This window comes from Microbacterium oxydans (genome assembly GCF_000956405.1).
Taxonomy (GTDB): Bacteria; Actinomycetota; Actinomycetes; order Actinomycetales; family Microbacteriaceae; genus Microbacterium; species Microbacterium oxydans_C.
The window spans coordinates 17,841-34,878 of record NZ_JYIV01000016.1 but is presented as its reverse complement, the minus strand read 5'-3'; the positions used below and the strand labels follow the sequence as shown (position 1 = coordinate 34,878).

At 68.0% G+C, this 17,038-nt stretch carries 17 protein-coding genes; 8 read left to right on the top strand and 9 right to left on the bottom strand.

Features of this window, described 5'->3' with window-relative positions; translation table 11 throughout:
• Positions 1-39: 39 nt before the first annotated feature.
• Positions 40-804: a LamB/YcsF family protein gene (locus tag RN51_RS02890; protein WP_045262546.1), complete on the bottom strand. Its 765-nt coding sequence runs from the start codon at positions 802-804 to the stop codon at positions 40-42.
• A gap of 4 nt (positions 805-808) precedes the next feature.
• A complete protein-coding gene (locus RN51_RS02885) occupies positions 809-2,086 on the bottom strand; it encodes an NRAMP family divalent metal transporter (protein ID WP_045262545.1) in 1,278 nt (425 codons plus the stop codon).
• A 185-nt stretch (positions 2,087-2,271) separates the two neighbouring features.
• On the opposite strand from RN51_RS02885, the gene RN51_RS02880 reads away from it, so the two are divergent.
• Together RN51_RS02880 and RN51_RS02875 are read left to right on the top strand one after the other, a co-directional pair.
• The gene (locus RN51_RS02880; protein ID WP_045262544.1) at positions 2,272-2,910 is read left to right on the top strand and encodes a GntR family transcriptional regulator; all 639 of its coding nucleotides are present in this window, start codon (positions 2,272-2,274) and stop codon (positions 2,908-2,910) included.
• A 235-nt stretch (positions 2,911-3,145) separates the two neighbouring features.
• Positions 3,146-3,964, top strand: a complete 819-nt coding sequence (locus RN51_RS02875) for a matrixin family metalloprotease (protein WP_045262543.1) — start codon at positions 3,146-3,148, stop codon at positions 3,962-3,964.
• Between the two features lie 72 nt (positions 3,965-4,036).
• On the opposite strand, the gene RN51_RS02870 is transcribed toward RN51_RS02875, so the two are convergent.
• Positions 4,037-4,723, bottom strand: a complete 687-nt coding sequence (locus RN51_RS02870; protein ID WP_045262542.1) for a TetR/AcrR family transcriptional regulator — start codon at positions 4,721-4,723, stop codon at positions 4,037-4,039.
• A 124-nt stretch (positions 4,724-4,847) separates the two neighbouring features.
• Between RN51_RS02870 and RN51_RS02865 the strand changes: the two genes are divergently transcribed.
• Both RN51_RS02865 and RN51_RS02860 read left to right on the top strand, forming a co-directional pair.
• Positions 4,848-5,720: a DUF1266 domain-containing protein gene (locus RN51_RS02865; protein WP_045262541.1), complete on the top strand. Its 873-nt coding sequence runs from the start codon at positions 4,848-4,850 to the stop codon at positions 5,718-5,720.
• Complete coding sequence (locus RN51_RS02860) at positions 5,693-6,754, top strand: hypothetical protein (RefSeq protein WP_156149066.1); 1,062 nt, start codon at positions 5,693-5,695, stop codon at positions 6,752-6,754. The genes RN51_RS02865 and RN51_RS02860 overlap by 28 nt, the downstream gene beginning before the upstream one ends.
• Before the next feature lie 88 nt (positions 6,755-6,842).
• Here RN51_RS02860 and RN51_RS02855 read toward each other — a convergent pair whose 3' ends face one another.
• The 5 genes from RN51_RS02855 to RN51_RS02835 all read right to left on the bottom strand — a co-directional run bounded on the left by RN51_RS02855 (position 6,843) and on the right by RN51_RS02835 (position 12,787).
• Entirely contained in the window at positions 6,843-7,838 is a 996-nt protein-coding gene (locus RN51_RS02855; protein ID WP_045262539.1) for a LacI family DNA-binding transcriptional regulator, read from the bottom strand.
• A gap of 127 nt (positions 7,839-7,965) precedes the next feature.
• Positions 7,966-9,396, bottom strand: coding sequence for a GH1 family beta-glucosidase (locus RN51_RS02850; RefSeq protein WP_197073169.1), 1,431 nt, complete (start codon positions 9,394-9,396; stop codon positions 7,966-7,968).
• A 5-nt stretch (positions 9,397-9,401) separates the two neighbouring features.
• Positions 9,402-10,292: a carbohydrate ABC transporter permease gene (locus tag RN51_RS02845; RefSeq protein WP_045262537.1), complete on the bottom strand. Its 891-nt coding sequence runs from the start codon at positions 10,290-10,292 to the stop codon at positions 9,402-9,404.
• Positions 10,289-11,377, bottom strand: a complete 1,089-nt coding sequence (locus tag RN51_RS02840; protein WP_045262536.1) for a carbohydrate ABC transporter permease — start codon at positions 11,375-11,377, stop codon at positions 10,289-10,291. The genes RN51_RS02845 and RN51_RS02840 overlap by 4 nt, the downstream gene beginning before the upstream one ends.
• Before the next feature lie 99 nt (positions 11,378-11,476).
• Complete coding sequence (locus RN51_RS02835; protein WP_045262535.1) at positions 11,477-12,787, bottom strand: ABC transporter substrate-binding protein; 1,311 nt, start codon at positions 12,785-12,787, stop codon at positions 11,477-11,479.
• A 233-nt stretch (positions 12,788-13,020) separates the two neighbouring features.
• Between RN51_RS02835 and RN51_RS02830 the strand changes: the two genes are divergently transcribed.
• The 3 genes from RN51_RS02830 to purQ all read left to right on the top strand — a co-directional run bounded on the left by RN51_RS02830 (position 13,021) and on the right by purQ (position 14,585).
• A complete protein-coding gene (locus tag RN51_RS02830) occupies positions 13,021-13,554 on the top strand; it encodes an adenine phosphoribosyltransferase (protein ID WP_045262534.1) in 534 nt (177 codons plus the stop codon).
• 78 nt (positions 13,555-13,632) lie between these two features.
• Complete coding sequence (purS, locus tag RN51_RS02825) at positions 13,633-13,881, top strand: phosphoribosylformylglycinamidine synthase subunit PurS (protein ID WP_017831295.1); 249 nt, start codon at positions 13,633-13,635, stop codon at positions 13,879-13,881.
• Positions 13,878-14,585 (top strand): phosphoribosylformylglycinamidine synthase subunit PurQ, encoded by a 708-nt coding sequence (gene purQ, locus RN51_RS02820; protein ID WP_045262533.1) that lies wholly within the window; start codon positions 13,878-13,880, stop codon positions 14,583-14,585. The genes purS and purQ overlap by 4 nt, the downstream gene beginning before the upstream one ends.
• Before the next feature lie 45 nt (positions 14,586-14,630).
• Here purQ and RN51_RS02815 read toward each other — a convergent pair whose 3' ends face one another.
• Entirely contained in the window at positions 14,631-15,968 is a 1,338-nt protein-coding gene (locus RN51_RS02815; protein ID WP_231579194.1) for a hypothetical protein, read from the bottom strand.
• 167 nt (positions 15,969-16,135) lie between these two features.
• Here RN51_RS02815 and RN51_RS02810 point away from each other — a divergent pair, with 167 nt between their 5' ends.
• Positions 16,136-17,032, top strand: a complete 897-nt coding sequence (locus RN51_RS02810) for an SDR family oxidoreductase (RefSeq protein ID WP_045262531.1) — start codon at positions 16,136-16,138, stop codon at positions 17,030-17,032.
• The last annotated feature ends 6 nt before the right edge of the window (positions 17,033-17,038 follow it).

The window sequence follows — 17,038 nt, the reverse complement described above, 5'->3', positions numbered from 1 at the left end:
AGGCGGTCCGCGTCGGCGACGGAGGCGACGACGGACACGTCAGGCTCCCGCGAACGGGGCGATGGTGATGCCCGCATCCTGCAGCATCCGTTTGGTCGCAGCGGCCATCGCCACCGATCCGGGGCTGTCGCCGTGCACACAGATCGACTGCGCGACCACGGGCACATCGGTGCCGTCGATCGCACGGATCACGCCCTCGGCGGCCAGACGCACCATGCGCTCGGCCACCGTGTCGGGGTCGTGCAGCACCGCTCCGTCTTCGGTGCGCGACACGAGCTGCCCATCCGGCTGATACGCGCGATCAGCGAAGGCTTCGGCGGCCACAGCGAGCCCGGCCCGCTCGGCGACGTCGAGCACGACACCGCCGGACAATCCCAGCAGCACGAGGTTCGGATCGATCGCCCTGATAGCCGCGACGACGTCCTTCGACTGCCGTTCATCGCGCGCGATCGTGTTGTACAGCGCCCCATGGGGCTTGACGTATGACACCCTGCCGCCGACCGCGGAGGCCATCCCCATCAGCGCACCGAGCTGGTACTCCACATGGGCCTGCAAGGTGGCCGAATCGATGTCGACCTTCGTGCGCCCGAAGTTCTCGTAGTCGCGGTAGCCGGGGTGCGCGCCGATCACGACGCCGCCCTGCACCGCTGCCGCGAGGGTGTCCCGGATCCCCTCAGGGCTCCCGGCGTGGAACCCGCACGACACGTTCGCACTCGTCACGAGGCGCAGCATGCTCTCGTCGTCGCTGACGATCCGGTCGGCGACGTTCTCGCCGAGGTCCGAGTTCAAGTCGATCGACGTCATGCGATCACGCTCCGATTCCGAGGAAGGCGAAGATGGGACCGATCGACACGATCCCCATGTACCAGGTGAGCAGCGTCACGAGCGTACCGGCGACGAGCAGCCACATCGGGTACTTCTTCGAGCCAAGCAGGTCACGGCGGAACCAGCCGATGTACATGAATACCGTGAGACCGATGGGCAGGATCAGCCCGTTGAAGCCTCCGACGAAGACGAGGATCGCCGCAGGAGCCGTGCCGATCGACAGGTACACCGCCAGCGAGACGACGATGAACGCCACGGTGGCGAGCTGCAGCGGCCACCCGCCCTTGAGCTTGGTCGTGAACGTGGAGAGGAAGGTCGCGGAGGTGTACGCGGCACCGATGACCGAGCTGATCGCCGCGGCCCAGAAGATCGCACCGAAGATGCGCAGGCCCGCGTCGCCGAGCACCGCGCCGAACGCCTGACCGGCGGGGTTCGCACCCTGCCCGGACAGGTCGAGGGTGACGCCGGAGGCCACGACACCGAGGATCGCGAGGAACAGCACGTAGCGCATGACGCCGGTGACGAGGATGCCGTTGGTCGCCGCGCGCATCACGGGGCCGGCGTGCTCCGGACCCGTGTGACCCGAGTCGAGGTAGCGGTGGGCGCCGGAGTAGGTGATGTATCCGCCGACGGTTCCGCCCACGATCGTGGTGATGGTCGCGAAGTTGAGCTCATCGGGCACGAAGGTCTGACGCAACGCCTCGCCGATCGGCGGCTGGGCGATGAAGGCGACGATCAGGGTCATCACGATCATTCCCAGGCCGAGCACGACCAGGACGACGTCCATCACGGGGCCGGCTTTCTTCACCAGGAAGATGATGATCGCGAGGATCGCGGTGATGACGCCGCCGAGCTTCGCGTCGATTCCGAGCAGCGCGTTCAGACCGAGTCCGCCACCGGCGATGTTCCCGATGTTGAAGGCCAGCCCTCCGATGACGACGAGCACGGCGATCAGATGCCCGGAGAAGGGGATGGCGCTGTTGGCGAGCTCACCCGCGCGCTTTCCGGAGGAGGTGATCATGCGCCAGATGTTCAGCTGCACCGCGATGTCGACGAGGATCGAGATGAGGATCGCGAACGCGAACGCCGCACCCATCGTCGCTGTGAACGTGGCGGTCTGGGTGATGAAGCCGGGGCCGATGGCGCTGGTGGCCATGAGGAAGATCGCACCGATGACGGCGCTGCGCCCGGCGCGCTTCTTGGCCGAGGAGAGACGTGCTTCGTCTTCCGGCGAGAGGGAGGCAGTGGACTGCTCAGACATGGAGGGGGATTCCCATCGTCGTTGGTGGGTGTCGGGTGACCCCCAGTGTAGAACGGATAGAACTCGATTGTTCAACAATCATGTTTCGGTCGTGCTACAGACCGATGGCTGTCGCATGACTTCCCCCGCACAGTCGCGAACGATCCGGGAGCACCGACTCGAGCACCGACGCCTACGATGAAGGCATGAACCAGCAGGGCCCGCTCGCCGACGTGCTCCGTCAGCGCATCATCGACGGCGACTTCGCCCCCGGCTCCCGCCTGTCGGAGTCTGCCCTCGCCGAGCAGTTCGACGTCTCACGCAACACCCTTCGCGAAGCGTTCCGCGTCCTCGCGGAGCAGGGCCTCGTCGAGCACATCCCGCACCGCGGCGTCTCGGTGGCCTCCCCCACCATCGCCGACGTGATCGACATCTACCGCGCCCGCCGCGTGATCGAGTGCACGGCCCTACGCCAGTCGGAGCCGGAGCACCCTGCCGTACAGCTCATGCACGACGCCCTCGCCGAGGCCGAGGAGCAGCTGCCGCACGAGGACTGGCGGCGCATCGGCAGCGCGAACATGGCCTTCCATGACGCGATCGTCGCCCTCGCAGACAGCGCACGCCTGGCACGCACCTACCGCGACGTCGCCGCCGAGCTGCGGCTCGTCTTCCTCGAGATCGACGAGCCGCGGTCGCTGCATGAGCCGTTCGTCCGCCGGAACCGTGCGGTGCTCACAGCCCTCCTCGAGAGGGGTCCCGAGGCAGCCGCGGAAGAGCTCGAGCGATACCTCACAGCCTCCGAACGCAGCGTGCTGGGAGCCTTCGCCCGCATGGGTCACCCCTGACCCCCGACCTCTCGCGGCTCCTGGGAGCACCTTCGACCAGAACAGTGTTCGGTATTTCTGACCTGAGTGCATAAATCTGTGAACGTGCCGGGAAATGCCTTGCCATCCCGTGAAAGCGGTGCTTACCGTGAGCGGACTTCGGAGGGATCGGGGCGCAGAGCTGCTCCCCTGTCCACCCGGAGGCCGCGTACCGAGGGGGTGCGCGGAATCGTTCAGATCGAAAAGGACTACTACTTTGCGACTCACGAGAAAACTGGCGTTCGCCGCTACCGCGGCTGCTGCGCTCTGCCTCGGCACGGTCATCCCCGCTGCCGCCAACTCCACGCCCGACGCCGACGACATCCCCACCTTCCAGGAGTTCGAGGCGTCGACCTACCGAGACGTCGACGGCGCCTACGTCGTCAACGGCGACGAGGTGATCTCCAACCAGGGCGAGCTGCGGTCGTTCTACGAGCAGCTCCTCGGTGCCGACCCCGTGACCAACGGGCTGATCGTCAACACGGTCAACAACATCGACGACAAGTGGTCGAACGCCCAGGTGGGCAACCTCACCTACTGCGTCAGCACCGCCTTCGGCGCTCGTCACGCCGACGTGGTCAACGCGATGGAGAGCGGCGCCGCACTGTGGGAGGCCGCGTCGTCGAAGGTGAACTTCATCTACGACAGCAGCGCCGACGCCAACTGCACGACGCGCAACAACGCCGTCCTGTTCTCGGTCGAGCCGGTGCAGACGACGCAGTACATCGCCAGGGCCTTCTTCCCGAGCACGGCACCGCGCCTGCAGAACGTGCTCATCGACGACTCGATCTGGACCCCCGGGTCGTCCTGGACTCCGACGAACGTGCTCGGACATGAGCTCGGCCACGTTCTCGGCTTCCGCCACGAGCACACCCGCCCGGAAGCCGGCACCTGCTTCGAGGACAACAACTGGCGTCCGCTGACGCCGTACGACTCCTCATCGATCATGCACTACCCGCAGTGCAACGGCTCCTCCGACGACCTGTCGATGACGAGCGTCGACACCGCCGGTGTCGTCTCGCTCTACGGCAACTGACGCACTCCGCACCGTCGGAGACAGCGGGGCCCGGTCGTTCTCGACCGGGCCCCGCGTTCGTCTGCCGCCGCATCAGAGGCGCGGGTTCGGCACAGCCTCATCCGGACGCAGGGCCGCTGTCGCCCGCGGCCGCGGTTCACCGTCGCGGAGCGGAGCCGGAGGCGCGATGGGAGCGGTGGGCTCTGGCAGCCCGTACCGACGGAACATCCACCGTCGCGCCTCTTCGAGCGGGTAGGTGTCGCCGAACACGGCGGACTTCACGAAGACGCCCTCGATGGTGCTGCGCAGCATGACCTCCTCGAGCGCCGGATCCTCGGCCCCGCGTGCACGGAACAGGTCGCGGACCGCATCTTCGGCCGCTGTGGCACCCGCCTCGTGCCGCGCCTCCGACTCCGCGAAGAGCCGATGCGTGGCCGGCTGCTGCTGCATCGCGAGCACGGCCCGCTGCAGGGGTATGGCATACGCCGTCGCGGTGAGGGCGCCGTCGATCACCGCGGCGAGCATCTCGTCCGGCGTGCCATCGACACGGGCGAACCCGAGCACGGTCTCGAACCACCGGTCGATCACGGCCGCGACGAGCTGCTCCTTGCCGCCGAAGTGGTAGTTCACGAGGCCCTGCGCGACGCCGGCCCGCTTCGTGATCTCGGCGATGCTCGCCCCCGCGACGCCTCGCTCGCTGAACGCCTCGATCGCCGCCTGCAGGATGTTCTCCCTGGCGCGCTCCCTGGCCACCCGGTTCTGCTCGTCGGAGCGTGCCATCGGCATCCACCTCCTGAGTCCCGCCGGCCTGTCTTTCCGAATCGCCCCCCGCCGTATAGATTACTCACTGAATGTTTGTTCAATCTATGAGCAGGCGCGGATTCACCCCCTCCCAGGAGCATCAATGCACTCTTTCGCGAGCGTCGACTTCAACAGCATCACCTCGATCTTCGAGTGGCTCGTCGGACAGTGGTGGGCCTGGGCGATCGTCGGCGTCATCGTGCTGTTCTTCCTCGTGACCTGGATCCTCCCGGACGCCAAGGTCAAGGCTTCGCCGGAGTACCCCGCCACCGGCGTGGAGGCCGACGAGATCGCGCTCGGCTTCCTGCAGATCGTCAACCTCCCCTCCGGGCACTGGAACGATCCGACGGCCTCGCTCCTCGGCGACCGCGAGAAGAAGGTGCTCGTCGACCAGTGGGGTGTGCACACGCGAGAGGAGTGGCTGGCCAACATCGAGCGACTCAGCACAGTCCGGCGACGCCGCGAGGTGTGGGTGCTCTACCTCGCCGTGCGCACCGAACTCGCTCAGCGTCTGGCCCGAGCGCCGAAGGCCAAGGAATGGCTCGCCGCGATCGTGCAGGAAGGCGGGGACAAGCGCGACGCCCGCACCTTCATCACCTCGATCGAGTACGCGGAAGCGCAGGTGCGCAAGCGCGTGGGCAAGGACATCGTCACCCCCGACCTGTTCGTGAAGACCCTCGACGGCTACGCGATCGGTCAGGCCGTGGCGATGGCGACCTGGGGTGTCGCGCTCGGGCACGCCGACATCGCCGAAGCGCGAGCGATCATCCACCGCATCAACGTCGACGCCCGCCCGGCATTCGAGTCCTGGGCCGACTTCGGGCTGAGCTACATCGTCGGTCGCGTGATGCACTGGTCGGACGGCAACGTCGACGAGAAGTCGTTCGAGAAGTTCGGAGACGGTTGGTCCGACTTCAAGGCCGCCGCGACGGAGAAGCGCAACGGCCCGTGGGCGACGCTGTCATGGAGCCTGTAGCCGTCGACCTGGAACCGCTGAGACGAAGCGCCGGTCTCCGCGACATCCTCACCTACGAGCGCACCTGCGGGATCCCGCCGCACCGCCGATTCCTGGTGATCCTGGTGGCCGTGCTGCTGTTCGCCATCGCGATGCTGACCGGACTGTGGTTCCTCGGGCGCGGCGACATCCTGACGGTCGCACCGATCCTCGGGGTCTTCGTCATCGGGTACACGGTGCTCGCCGCCGTCGGCTTCCTGTGGTGGGCGGTCGGCCTGAGCCGTCGAGTGAAGATCGCCGCGTTCGCGTGGCAGAACGGCTGGGCGTACGCCGACATCCTCGAGCGCACCCGGCGTCCCGGTGCGGCATTCACCAGGGTCGTGCACGGTCGCGAACGGGCAGTCATCGCCTGCGACGACGAGCGGATGCCCTTCGAGCTGGGGATGCACCATTCGGTCTCGCGCGGGCAGGAGCGCGCGACGATCCAACGCCCGTTCGCCTTCATCGAGCTGCCGCTTCCCGCGTCCGTTCCGCACATCGTGCTGGCGAACCGGAAGCACAGCATCGTCCCCACTCTCGGACTCGGACGCGGAGCGGCCCGCATGGAGCTGGAGGGGGATTTCGCGAAGACGTTCCGTCTCCTCGTTCCGGAGGGGTATCAGCGGGATGCCCTCTACATCTTCACGCCCGACCTGATGGCCCGGGTACTCGATCTCGGTTCCGGTGCCGAGATCGAGCTCGTCTCCGATCGCCTCTACGTCTACCTGCCGTCGCGCACGCGGTTCGATCGGGCCGAGACCATGGCGTCCGCGGTCACCCTGGCCGAGGAGTTCCACCGGCGCTTCGCCGCCCGCACCGAGCTGTACCGCGACGACGCGGCCGGAGCCATCGCCACCGGAGCGGGAGTGTCGGTCGGCCTGCGCGGACAGCGGCTGGGAGGTCGCGGGATCTCCGTCTTCGCCGTGGCCGGCACCGCCGCGGTGCTGCTGCTCTCCGCCGGCATCACCGCCTTCACCCTGTTCGGCGGTGATCTGCTCAGCTCGTTCGTCGACTGAGCCCTCAGACGCACGGCTGTGGGCCTGGCCCGGAGGGGGCGCCAGGGCCGCAGCCGTGTCTTTCCCGTCGGGGCCTGCCGCGCAGACCTCAGGCGGAGGCGCGGACCACCAGCTCGGTCGGGAGGATCGTCGTGGTCGGCGGATTCTCGCCCGCGAGACGTGACAGCAGCACCCGTGCCATGGCCTCACCCTGCGCATACATCGGCTGGTGCATGGTGGTGAGCGGCGGATCCGTCGTGACGGCGACCGAGGAGTCGTCGAAGCCGACCAGGGCGATGTCCTCCGGTACTCGAAGTCCAGCCGACCGCAGTGCCGTCAGCGCACCGCGGGCCATCAGGTCGCTCGCGACGAAGATCGCGTCAGGTCGACCTCCGTCGAGCAAGCGCCTCGCGGCCTCTGCCCCGCTGCTCTCGCTGTAATCGCCCTCCTCCTCCGCGTAGGGGGTGAGCGCCGCTCCGGCAAGAGCGGCCCGGAAGCCCTGCACACGATCCTCCGAGGCGACCATCGTGAGCGGACCCGAGATCGTGGCGATGCGCGTGCGGCCGATGTCGATCAGCCGCTGGGTCGCGTTCCTCGCCCCGGCGACGTTGTCGACGTCGACGACGTAGTCGCCTTCGCGTCGACGCACGGGGCGTCCGCCGAACACGACGGGTACTGCATCCGCTATCCGATCGACGAACGCATCGCTCGTGTGGTGCGACACGATGAGCGCACCGTCCACACCACCGTTACGGACGAAGCTCGTCATCTTGTCGCCGGGGTCATCGCTCGCGATCAGCAGGTTGAGCAGGTAGTCGGAGCCGCCGAGCGCCCCGGTGATGCCCGCGACGATCGCCGCGAAGAACGGGTCCCCGAAGAAGCGCGTGGTGTCTTCCGGAACGATCAGCGCGATGGCGTGCGTCTGGCGCGATGCCAGCGAGCGTGCCGCGCGGTTGGGCACATAGTTGAGCTCGTCGATGGCGGCGCGCACGGCGGCGAGCGCTTCGGGACTCACGGCCGTCGACCCGTTCACGACCCGCGACACGGTCGATCGGGAGACACCGGCAGCCGACGCCACCTCTTCGATGGTCGCTCGGGGCGACATCAACGCACGCACTCTTCCATCGCCCTATTCTCACCGGTCGAACGACCATGTCGCTTCGAATCGCGCAAATGGTCGCATCTCGACCACGGATCCAGCCATTCGCGCGATTCGAAAGGCCCGGTGGCGCTCAGAGCGCGCGGTCGGCGATAATGCGGGCGTACTCGTGGGCGGAGTCCTTGAGGGTGCGCTCCTGCGTGTCGTAGTCGACGCGCACGATGCCGAAGCGCTTGTCGTAGCCCCAGGCCCACTCGAAGTTGTCGAACAACGACCAGTAGAAGTAGCCGCGCACGTCGACACCCGCCTCCGCCGCGTCGAGCACGGCCCCCAGGTGCAGCCTCAGGAACTCGGTGCGCTCGGCGTCGTGCACGTGGGCCTCGCCGTCTTCGACCACCACGACGTCGTCATAGGCCGCGCCGTTCTCGGTCATGTAGAGCACCGTTCCCGCGGGCTCGGCGTACTCCGTCCACACCCGCTGCAGCACACGGGTGAGCCCCTCCGGCTGCACCTCCCAGTTCTGCGCGGTGCGGGGCAGACCTCGCTCGACCGCGTGGATGCCCTCACTCGACGGATACGGGCTGCGACGCACTCGCTCGGTGTCGGGCTCTGCCGAGACGGGCTGGTCTGCCGGTGCCGCGCCCGAGACGAGGTCGCCGTGGTAGTAGTTCACGCCCTGGGTGTCGATGTGCTGCGCGATCACGTCGAGGTCGCCGCCACGCACGGCCGCTTCGAACGTGGCGACCGCTTCCGCGTCCACCGCACGGATGTCCTCGACGATGTCGGCCGGATAGCTGCCGCGGTAGATCGGATCGAGGAACCAGCGGTTGAACTGGCCGTCCACGCGGCGGGCGGCGTCGACGTCGGCCGGGTTCTGCGGATCGGCAGGATCGGCGACCGTGTGGTTCAGCGTGATCCCGAGGTTGAGCGAGGCATCACGCCCCCGCAGCTCCTGCACCGTCTTGCCGTGGGCGAGCAGCAGGTGGTGCGCGGCGAGCAGCCCCTCCGTGATGCTGGTGTGGCCGGGCGCGTGCTCACCCGCCGTGTAGGAGAGGAACGATGAGCACCACGGCTCGTTCAGCGTGGTCCAGACGTTCACCCGGTCGCCGAGCGCATCGTGCATGGTCCCCGCGTACTCGAGGAAGCGGTCGACGGTGTCGCGGTTCGTCCATCCCCCGGCCTCCTGCAGCGCCTGCGGCATGTCCCAGTGGTACAGCGTCAGCCAGGGCAGGATGTCGGCGGCGAGCAGTTCGTCGACCAGGCGCTCGTAGAAGTCGACGCCCGCGGCGTTCACCGCTCCGCCGTCAGGACGCACCCGGGACCACGAGGTGGAGAACCGGTAGGTCTGCAGGCCGAGCCGCTTCATGAGCGCGACGTCCTGCGGGTACCGATGGTAGTGATCGCACGCGACGTCGCCGTTCTCCGCTCCGATCACGGCGCCCGGCTCGCGCGAGAACGCATCCCAGATCGATGCGGTGCGCCCGTCCTCGAACGCCGCCCCTTCGATCTGGTACGCGGCCGTGGCTGCGCCGAAGAGGAAGTTCTCGGGGAAGGAGCGGGTCATACGGGTCATCCTTTCACCGCGCCAGCCATGATGCCACTGACCAGCTGCCGGCCCGCGACCACGAAGAGCACGAGCAGCGGAAGGGTCGCGAGCACCGCTCCGGCGAGCACGATCGAGTAGTCGATGTAGTAGCCCGACTGCAGCTGGCTGAGCGCCGTCTGCAGGGTCGGGTTCTGCGGGGAGAGCACGATCAGCGGCCACAGGTAGTCGGTCCACGCCGTCATGAACGTGAAGAGGCCGAGGATCGCCATGGCGGGCCGTGCGGCGGGGAGCCCCACGGTCAGGAACGTGCGGAACTGGTTCGCGCCGTCCATGCGGGCGGCCTCGATCAGCTCGTCGGGGATCACGTCCACCAGGTACTGGCGCATGAAGAAGACACCGAATGCCGTGACGAGGGTCGGCACGATGACGGCGCCGATCGAGCCGGTCCAGCCCAGCTCGCGCATCAGCATGAACAGCGGGATGATGCCCAGCTGCGTCGGGATGGCCATGGTCGCGATCACGAAGATCATCAGACCGTCGCGCCCCTTGAAGCGCAGCTTGGCGAAGGCGTAGCCGGCCAGGGTCGAGAACGTGACCACCGAGACGGTGATGATGCCCGAGATGAGGAACGAGTTGCCCAGCGCCAGCCAGAACGGGATCGCGTCGAACACCTTGGCGGCGTTGGTGAAGAAGTTGCCGCCCGGGATGAGCGGAAGCGTCTCGCCGCGCGTCGCGTTGGTGCCGCTCGCGACCACGACCGACCACCACAGCGGGTACACGCTGCCGATGATGAAGGCCGCCAGGAGCCCGTAGGTGAGGAAGCCGGGGCGACTGCCGATACCGGCGGTGCCCCCGGTGGCGGCGCGACGGCGGCGGATCTTCTCGGGGACGCTCAGCGCCTGCGTGGCGGTCATCGCGCATTCTCCTCGGTGGTGGTGGCGATCGTCGTTCCGGCGGCGGCGGCTGCTGCGGCGCCGGCGGTGCGCGCGCGGCGGCGAGCGGTGCGGTCCTTCGGTGCATCCCCCGTGGAGATGCGTCGGGAGATGAGGAAGTTGATCACGCCGATGAACACGATCAGCAGGAACAGCAGGATCGCGACCGCCGACGCTTCGCCGAGGTTGCGACGGAAGAACGCCAGCTCCCACAGGAACAGCACGGTCGTCTGGAACTGGCGGTCGCTGCCGCCGATGCCCCCGGCCGTCGACACGTCGAACAGACGCGGCTCGGCGAAGATCTGCAGCCCGCCGATCGTCGCGGTGATGATCACGAAGATCAGGGTCGGACGGATCGTGGGAATCGTGATGGAGAAGAAGCGGCGAGCGGCACCGGCCCCGTCGAGGGCCGCGGACTCGTACAGGTCACGCGGCACGGCCTGCATCGCGGCGAGCAGGATGAGGGCGTTGTAGCCCGTCCAACGGAAGTTCACCATCACCGCGATCGCGATGTGCGACAGCGCGGTGTTGTGCTTCCACTCCTGGTCGGCGATGCCGATGAGGTTGAGCAGGTTGTTGGCCAGGCCGTCGGCCTCGTTGAAGATGCTCGAGAAGATGATGGCGACAGCGACCGGTGTGACCACGAACGGGATGAGCACGCTCATGCGCCAGAACGTCGGAGCCCGCAGCCCGCGGTCGAGGAGGTAGGCGATCACCAGCGCGACCGCCAGTTGGGGGATCGCGGAGAGCAGGAAGATGCTCAGAGTGTTGCCGATCGAGTTCCAGAACATGGCATCGCCGAGGATCTTGGCGAAGTTGCCGATGCCGACGAAGTCCCCCTCGCCTTTGAGCAGGTCCCACTCGTGCACGGCGACCCAGACCGTGTAGAGCAGCGGGAACAGACCGACCAGCCCGAACAGCAGGAAGAACGGCGAGATGTAGAAGTACGGCGAGGCGTTCTGGTCGAACCGGGAGAGCCGGTGCCGCCAGGAGCGTTTCTCCGGGGCGTCGGTCTGTGGCGCGGATGCCGCGCTCTGCGTCTGCGCGGGAGGGGCGGTGAGAGTCATGGGGTGTCCTTGTCCCGGGGGTTCCGAGGGTTCCCGTCGCAGTTTCTGTCGGAATGCGTGCGCGATACCGACAGAAACTGCGACGGGAAGGAGGGTGGGTCAGCCGACGAGGTCGTGCAGCAGACCGATGGCCTGATCCCAGGCGCCCTGGGTGTCGGTGTCTCCACGGTCCAGGCTGCTGAGCGCCGGGCCGAAGACGTTCTCCTGGATCACCGAGTCATCGGCGCCCTTGAACTGCGCGACCACACCCTTCGCCCGCTCGGCGAGGATCGCGCCGGTCGGAGCGTCGTTGAAGAAGGCGTTCGGCGTCGCGTCGGCCGCGAGCTCCTCCTGCGCCTTGATCGTCGAGGGGAAGTTGCCCGCCGCAGCGGACTGCTTCACCTGCCGCTCGGGCTGCGTCAGCCAGTCGGCCAGCTCGGCCGCGGCCTCCTTGTGCTGCGACGACTCCGGGATGGACAGGAACGCGCCGCCCCAGTTGGCCGCGCCGCCGGGGAACACATCGGCGAAGTCCCATCCGGTGGAGGCGTCTCCCCCGCCGGCCTCGACCTGACCCTGCACCACGCCGAGCATCCAGCCCGGGCAGACGAAGGTGGCGAACGTGCCGTCGACGAACGACTTGCCGCCGTTCCAGTCCCAGGCCGTCTGCGCGGCGGACTGGCCGCCCTCGGTCGCGGCACCCAGCTGCTCGAAGCGCTCCTTGAGCTCGTCGTTGCCCTCGACGTTGAGCTCGCCGTCGGCGGTGTAGTAGCCCTCGTCGAGCTGGTTCACCATGGCGTTCCAGACGAACCCTGAGTGGTCGTACCAGGCCTTTCCGGTCTTCGCGGTGTAGTCGGCTCCGACCTTGAAGTAGTTCGCCCAGTCTCCGTTGAGCAGCTCCGCGACCGACTCGCGGTCGCTGGGGAGACCCGCCGCCTCGAAAGCCGCGCCGTTGTAGCAGATGCCGCTCGGGCCGATGTCGGTGCCGTAGCCGATGACACGGCCCTCGGCGTCGGTGGCCTGACCGTACTTCCAGTCGACCCAGTCGTCCTTGCGGTCCTCGATGCCGTAGTCGCGCAGGTCGACGAAGGTGTCCGAGACGTCCATGATCGCGCCGAGCCAGCCCTCCTCGATCGCGACGACGTCGCTGAGACCGGAGCCGGCGGCGATCTTGGTGAAGGCATCGGTGCGGGCGTTGCCGCCCGTGTCGATGTTGGTCGCCTCGATCTTCACGTTCGGGTGCGCCTTCTCGTACTCCTTGTAGAGGTCTTCGTAGCCGAAGGTGCCGAAGGTGGTCACGGTCAGCGTGACCTCTTCGTCGCCGTTCGCGTCGCCGCTGTCGCCGTTGTCGCCGGAGCAGCCGGCGAGGGCGAGGGCGGATACGGAGGCCACAGCGGTGATCGCGAGGATCCGGTGGCGGGCACGTGTGTTCACAGTTCACTCCTTTGTGGTGGTCGTGCGGTGGTGGTCGTGCGTGTGATGCGTCGGGACGTCGTGGGAGCGCTCCCACGACCGAGCAGCAACTCTATGGGAGCGCTCCCACGGTGTCAACCCGTGGCGGTGCGGCACCGCTTCCGAATAACCCAGGCGCGACCTGGCGCCTCTGCGGCCGCGCGTCCTCTCCGTCGCGTTTCTCCTGAGTTGCGAACACGGCGTACCCTTGGGCGGTGCCCGAAGCCACACTCTCCCCTGCCCTCGTCCGCGCCGAGACCCTGATCCGCAATGTGCCGGACTACCCGCAGCCGGGCATCATCTTCCGCGACATCACGCCTCTCCTCGCCGACGCCGATGCCCTCCGCGTCACGACCGAGGCGATCATCGAGCCATTCGCCGGCCAGTTCGACGTGATCGCCGGCATCGAGGCGCGCGGCTTCATCCTCGCCAGCGCGGCCGCCATCGCCGCAGGGGTCGGCCTGATCCCGATCCGCAAGGCGGGCAAGCTTCCCCGGCCCGCCGCATCCGTCGACTATGCGCTCGAGTACGGCACCGCCACGATCGAGATGCACGACGACCTGCCCGTGGGCTCGCGCGTGCTGTTGATCGACGATGTGCTCGCCACCGGAGGAACCCTCGCCGCCGGTCGCGAACTGGTCGAGCGCCTCGGCAGCCACGTGATCGGCATCTCCGTGCTCTTCGAGATCGACGGCCTCGGCGGCCGTGACGCCGTGGGCGACCTCCACACCGTCTTCCACTCCGCCTGACTCCTCCACGGCGCCGAGCGGATGCGGCGAGGGCAGTAGACTGAGTGCGCCCGTCCGCCCGCGACTCTTGGAGCCGTCATGCCCACCATCGTCGTCGACGTCATGCCCAAGCCCGAACTGCTCGACCCACAGGGCAAGGCCGTCTCCGGCGCCTTCGCCCGCCTCGGCGTCGAGGGCTTCACCGACGTCCGCATCGGAAAGCGCTTCGAGCTCACCGTCGAGGGAGAGGTCACCGACGAGGTGCTCGCCGAGGCGAAGCGCATCGCCGACGAAGTGCTCTCCAACTCCGTGATCGAAGACGTGGTCGGCATCGAGGTCGCCGAGTGACCGTCCGCATCGGCGTCATCACCTTCCCGGGCTCGCTCGACGACCGCGACGCGCAGCGCGCCGTCCGCATCGCCGGCGCCGAGGCCGTCGCCCTGTGGCACGGATCGCACGACCTCGAGGGGGTCGACGCGCTGGTCCTGCCGGGTGGCTTCAGCTATGGGGACTACCTCCGCGCCGGCGCCATCGCCGCACTCTCGCCGATCATGAGCGAGGTCAAGGACGCCGCAGCCAAGGGCATGCCCGTGCTCGGCATCTGCAACGGCTTCCAGATGCTGGTGGAGGCGCACCTGCTCCCCGGCGGTCTGATCCGCAACAACCACCAGCACTTCGTGCGCCGCGACCAGAAGCTCACGGTCGAGAACTCCGACACCGCGTGGACCAATGCGTTCCGCACCGGTCAGGAGATCGTGATCCCGCTCAAGAACGCCGACGGTGGCTACATCGCCGACGAGCAGACGCTGGATCGCATCGAGGGCGAGGGCCTCGTGGCGTTCCGCTACGCCGGGGTCAACCCGAACGGATCGCTGCGCGACATCGCCGGCCTCACGAACGCAGCAGGCAACGTCGTCGGCCTGATGCCGCACCCCGAGCACGCTACCGAGGCGGGCTTCGGTCCCGACACCGCCGCCGCGATGCGCAGCGGCGTCGACGGGGTCGAGTTCTTCACGAGCGCGATCGCCGCGGTCGCCCGCGTCGCCGCCTAGTCTCCTTCCCCGCCGTACCGACCGCATCGGCCGGTCCGGATCGGATCAGTCTTCCGGGAGAGCGAACGGATTGTCCCCGATCGCGGCGAGCAGGTACCAGGCGGTCGCGCCGGTGTGCAGGCTCGCGTAGTACAGGTCGCCGAATCCGGAGTCGAGGCCGTCGCTCGACGTGGCGACGATCCCCTTGCCGTCGCCGTTCGGAGCGTCGCGCTGCGCCAGTCGGATACTGCTCAGCAGCGTCTCGGCACGATCGGCGTCGCCGGCACCGCCACGCAGCGTGAGGGCGAGCGCGAGATGTCCGCTGCCCTCGAACCACGCCTTGGAGACATCGACCTCGCTGATGGACGGTCCCGTGTACGGGCCATCGGTTGCGAGCAGATTCGCGAGCGTCCAATCGAGCGCCGCCCCGTAACGCGGGTCGCCCGTGGCGAGGGCGCTCCACGTCTGGGCGTCCAGCGGAATCGGACGGGTGTTGATCGTCGAGCCGTCGAGGCCGGTTCCGGTGTTCACGTGGCCGTCGGCGCTCTGCATGGCGGCGACGAAACCCGCGGCGACCGCTGCCCGGTCCGTCCAGACCTGGTCGCCGGTGAGCTGGCCGAGCTGCGTGAAGAAACCGGCGATGTCGCTGTTGTGCTCGGTGGATTTCCACGTCAGCGAGGTGCCGTCTTCGAGCTCACCCCCGGTGTACCCGTACGGCGCTCTGGTCATGTCGGCCGTGTGGTCCTGGATCCACTCGCCGACCCGCACCGCACCGTCGAGGTATCGGTGATCCCCTGTCGCGTGCGCGAGACGGGTGAGGGCCAGACCGACCCAGGCCTGGTTCCCCGTGAACGCCCCGGCTCCCGTGATCTCCACCCGCCCCTGACGGATTCCGTGCGGCTCGTACGACGCCCTGGTACGTCCGTCGCCGACCGGATCGTTCTCCTGCACGAAGAGCAGGGTGTCGCCGATCGCGCGTGCACGCCGGAGGTCGTCGGGAAGGCCGCGGGCGGTGTAGGCGATGATCACGAGTGCGTCGTCGTAGACGAACGAGGGCGTGAAATCCCAGGCCGGAGTCGTGAAGAAGCCGCCCTCATAGCTGCGCGGCAGGCAGCGGCCCGCTCCATCACAGAACTCGTCGGTGCGCGCATCCAGGAACTCATACGCCAGCGCGACCGACGCCGCCGGATCGGCGACCGGATCAGCCGCGGCGTCGGCTCGCGCCGCGAAGGCATCCGAGACCGCAGGCGCGGCCCCCACGAGCACGGCCCCGACGACGAGCGCGGCGACAGTCGCCCAGGGGGCGGATCGGCGGGCGGAACCGGGCATCGGGACCTCTCGAACGGCAGCAGCCTCGCGGGCTGGGCGCACGGATGACGTGGGGGACGATGCGAAGCCTGTCATGACAGCAGTCGACAGGTGAAGTGTCTTTCGGCCACATTTCGTCGCGGAGTGACGAGATCCCGTCTCTCGTAGCGCAGGCGCCACCACCGTGCAAGGCGTTTGTGCGATCTCTCCGGGGCATTGAGCATGGTCCTCCCACCCCCGAACCACCTCGGAAAGGATCCCCCATGCCCCGCGACCAGTACTCCTTCACAGACCCGTCCGCGCTCTACGCCGACATCGAGCCGCAGAAGCAGCACATGCCGGAGCCCGGACTCGACGCGGATCTCACCCCGCACGCCGACCTCGGGGAGGAGTCCTACCGCGGCACGGGGCGCCTGACCGGACGCAAGGCCCTGATCACGGGCGGCGACTCCGGCATCGGTGCGGCCACCGCGATCGCTTTCGCCCGCGAGGGTGCCGACGTCGCGATCTCCTACCTGCCACAGGAGGAAGAGGATGCGCGTCGGATCGCCGACATCCTGCGCGACGCCGGTGCGACGGTCGCCACGATCCCCGGTGACCTGCGCGACCCGGAGTACTGCCGTGCCCTCGTCGCCGAGGCGGTCGCGAAGCTGGGCGGCCTCGACATCGTCGTCAACAACGGCGGCAAGCAGGTGTATCAGGAAACGCTCACCGACATCACGGACGAGCAGTTCGACGACACCTTCAAGACCAACGTGTACGCAATGTTCTGGATCACCAAGGCGGCGCTGCCCCACCTCCCGGCCGGCTCGACGATCATCAACACGACGTCGATCCAGGCGTACTCGCCCTCCGGCATCCTGGTGGACTACGCCTCGACGAAGGCCACGATCAACGCATTCTCCAAGGGCCTCGCGGAACAGCTCGCGCCGAAGGGCATCCGCGTGAACGCCGTGGCACCGGGGCCGATCTGGACGCCTCTGCAGCCCAGCGACGGACAGCCGCAGGAGAAGCTCCCCGAGTTCGGGAAGGACACACCCCTCGGGCGCATGGGACAGCCTGCCGAGCTCGCCCCCGCATACGTGTTCCTCGCCTCGGCGGAGTCGAGCTACGTCGCCGGAGAGACCCTGAACGTGAACGGCGGCATGCCGACACCCTGACCGCTT

Bases quoted from the DNA above. Each gene is read 5' to 3' on its own strand.
- RN51_RS02880 (WP_045262544.1), top strand. From the start codon at position 2,272: ATGAACCAGCAGGGCCCGCTCGCCGACGTGCTCCGTCAGCGCATCATC.
- RN51_RS02810 (WP_045262531.1), top strand. From the start codon at position 16,136: ATGCCCCGCGACCAGTACTCCTTCACAGACCCGTCCGCGCTCTACGCC.
- RN51_RS02870 (WP_045262542.1), bottom strand. From the start codon at position 4,723: ATGGCACGCTCCGACGAGCAGAACCGGGTGGCCAGGGAGCGCGCCAGG.
- RN51_RS02855 (WP_045262539.1), bottom strand. From the start codon at position 7,838: ATGTCGCCCCGAGCGACCATCGAAGAGGTGGCGTCGGCTGCCGGTGTC.
- RN51_RS02815 (WP_231579194.1), bottom strand. From the start codon at position 15,968: ATGACAGGCTTCGCATCGTCCCCCACGTCATCCGTGCGCCCAGCCCGC.
- RN51_RS02890 (WP_045262546.1), bottom strand. From the start codon at position 804: ATGACGTCGATCGACTTGAACTCGGACCTCGGCGAGAACGTCGCCGAC.
- RN51_RS02850 (WP_197073169.1), bottom strand. From the start codon at position 9,396: ATGACCCGCTCCTTCCCCGAGAACTTCCTCTTCGGCGCAGCCACGGCC.
- RN51_RS02885 (WP_045262545.1), bottom strand. From the start codon at position 2,086: ATGTCTGAGCAGTCCACTGCCTCCCTCTCGCCGGAAGACGAAGCACGT.
- RN51_RS02840 (WP_045262536.1), bottom strand. From the start codon at position 11,377: ATGACTCTCACCGCCCCTCCCGCGCAGACGCAGAGCGCGGCATCCGCG.
- RN51_RS02845 (WP_045262537.1), bottom strand. From the start codon at position 10,292: ATGACCGCCACGCAGGCGCTGAGCGTCCCCGAGAAGATCCGCCGCCGT.
- RN51_RS02865 (WP_045262541.1), top strand. From the start codon at position 4,848: ATGCACTCTTTCGCGAGCGTCGACTTCAACAGCATCACCTCGATCTTC.
- purS (WP_017831295.1), top strand. From the start codon at position 13,633: ATGCCCACCATCGTCGTCGACGTCATGCCCAAGCCCGAACTGCTCGAC.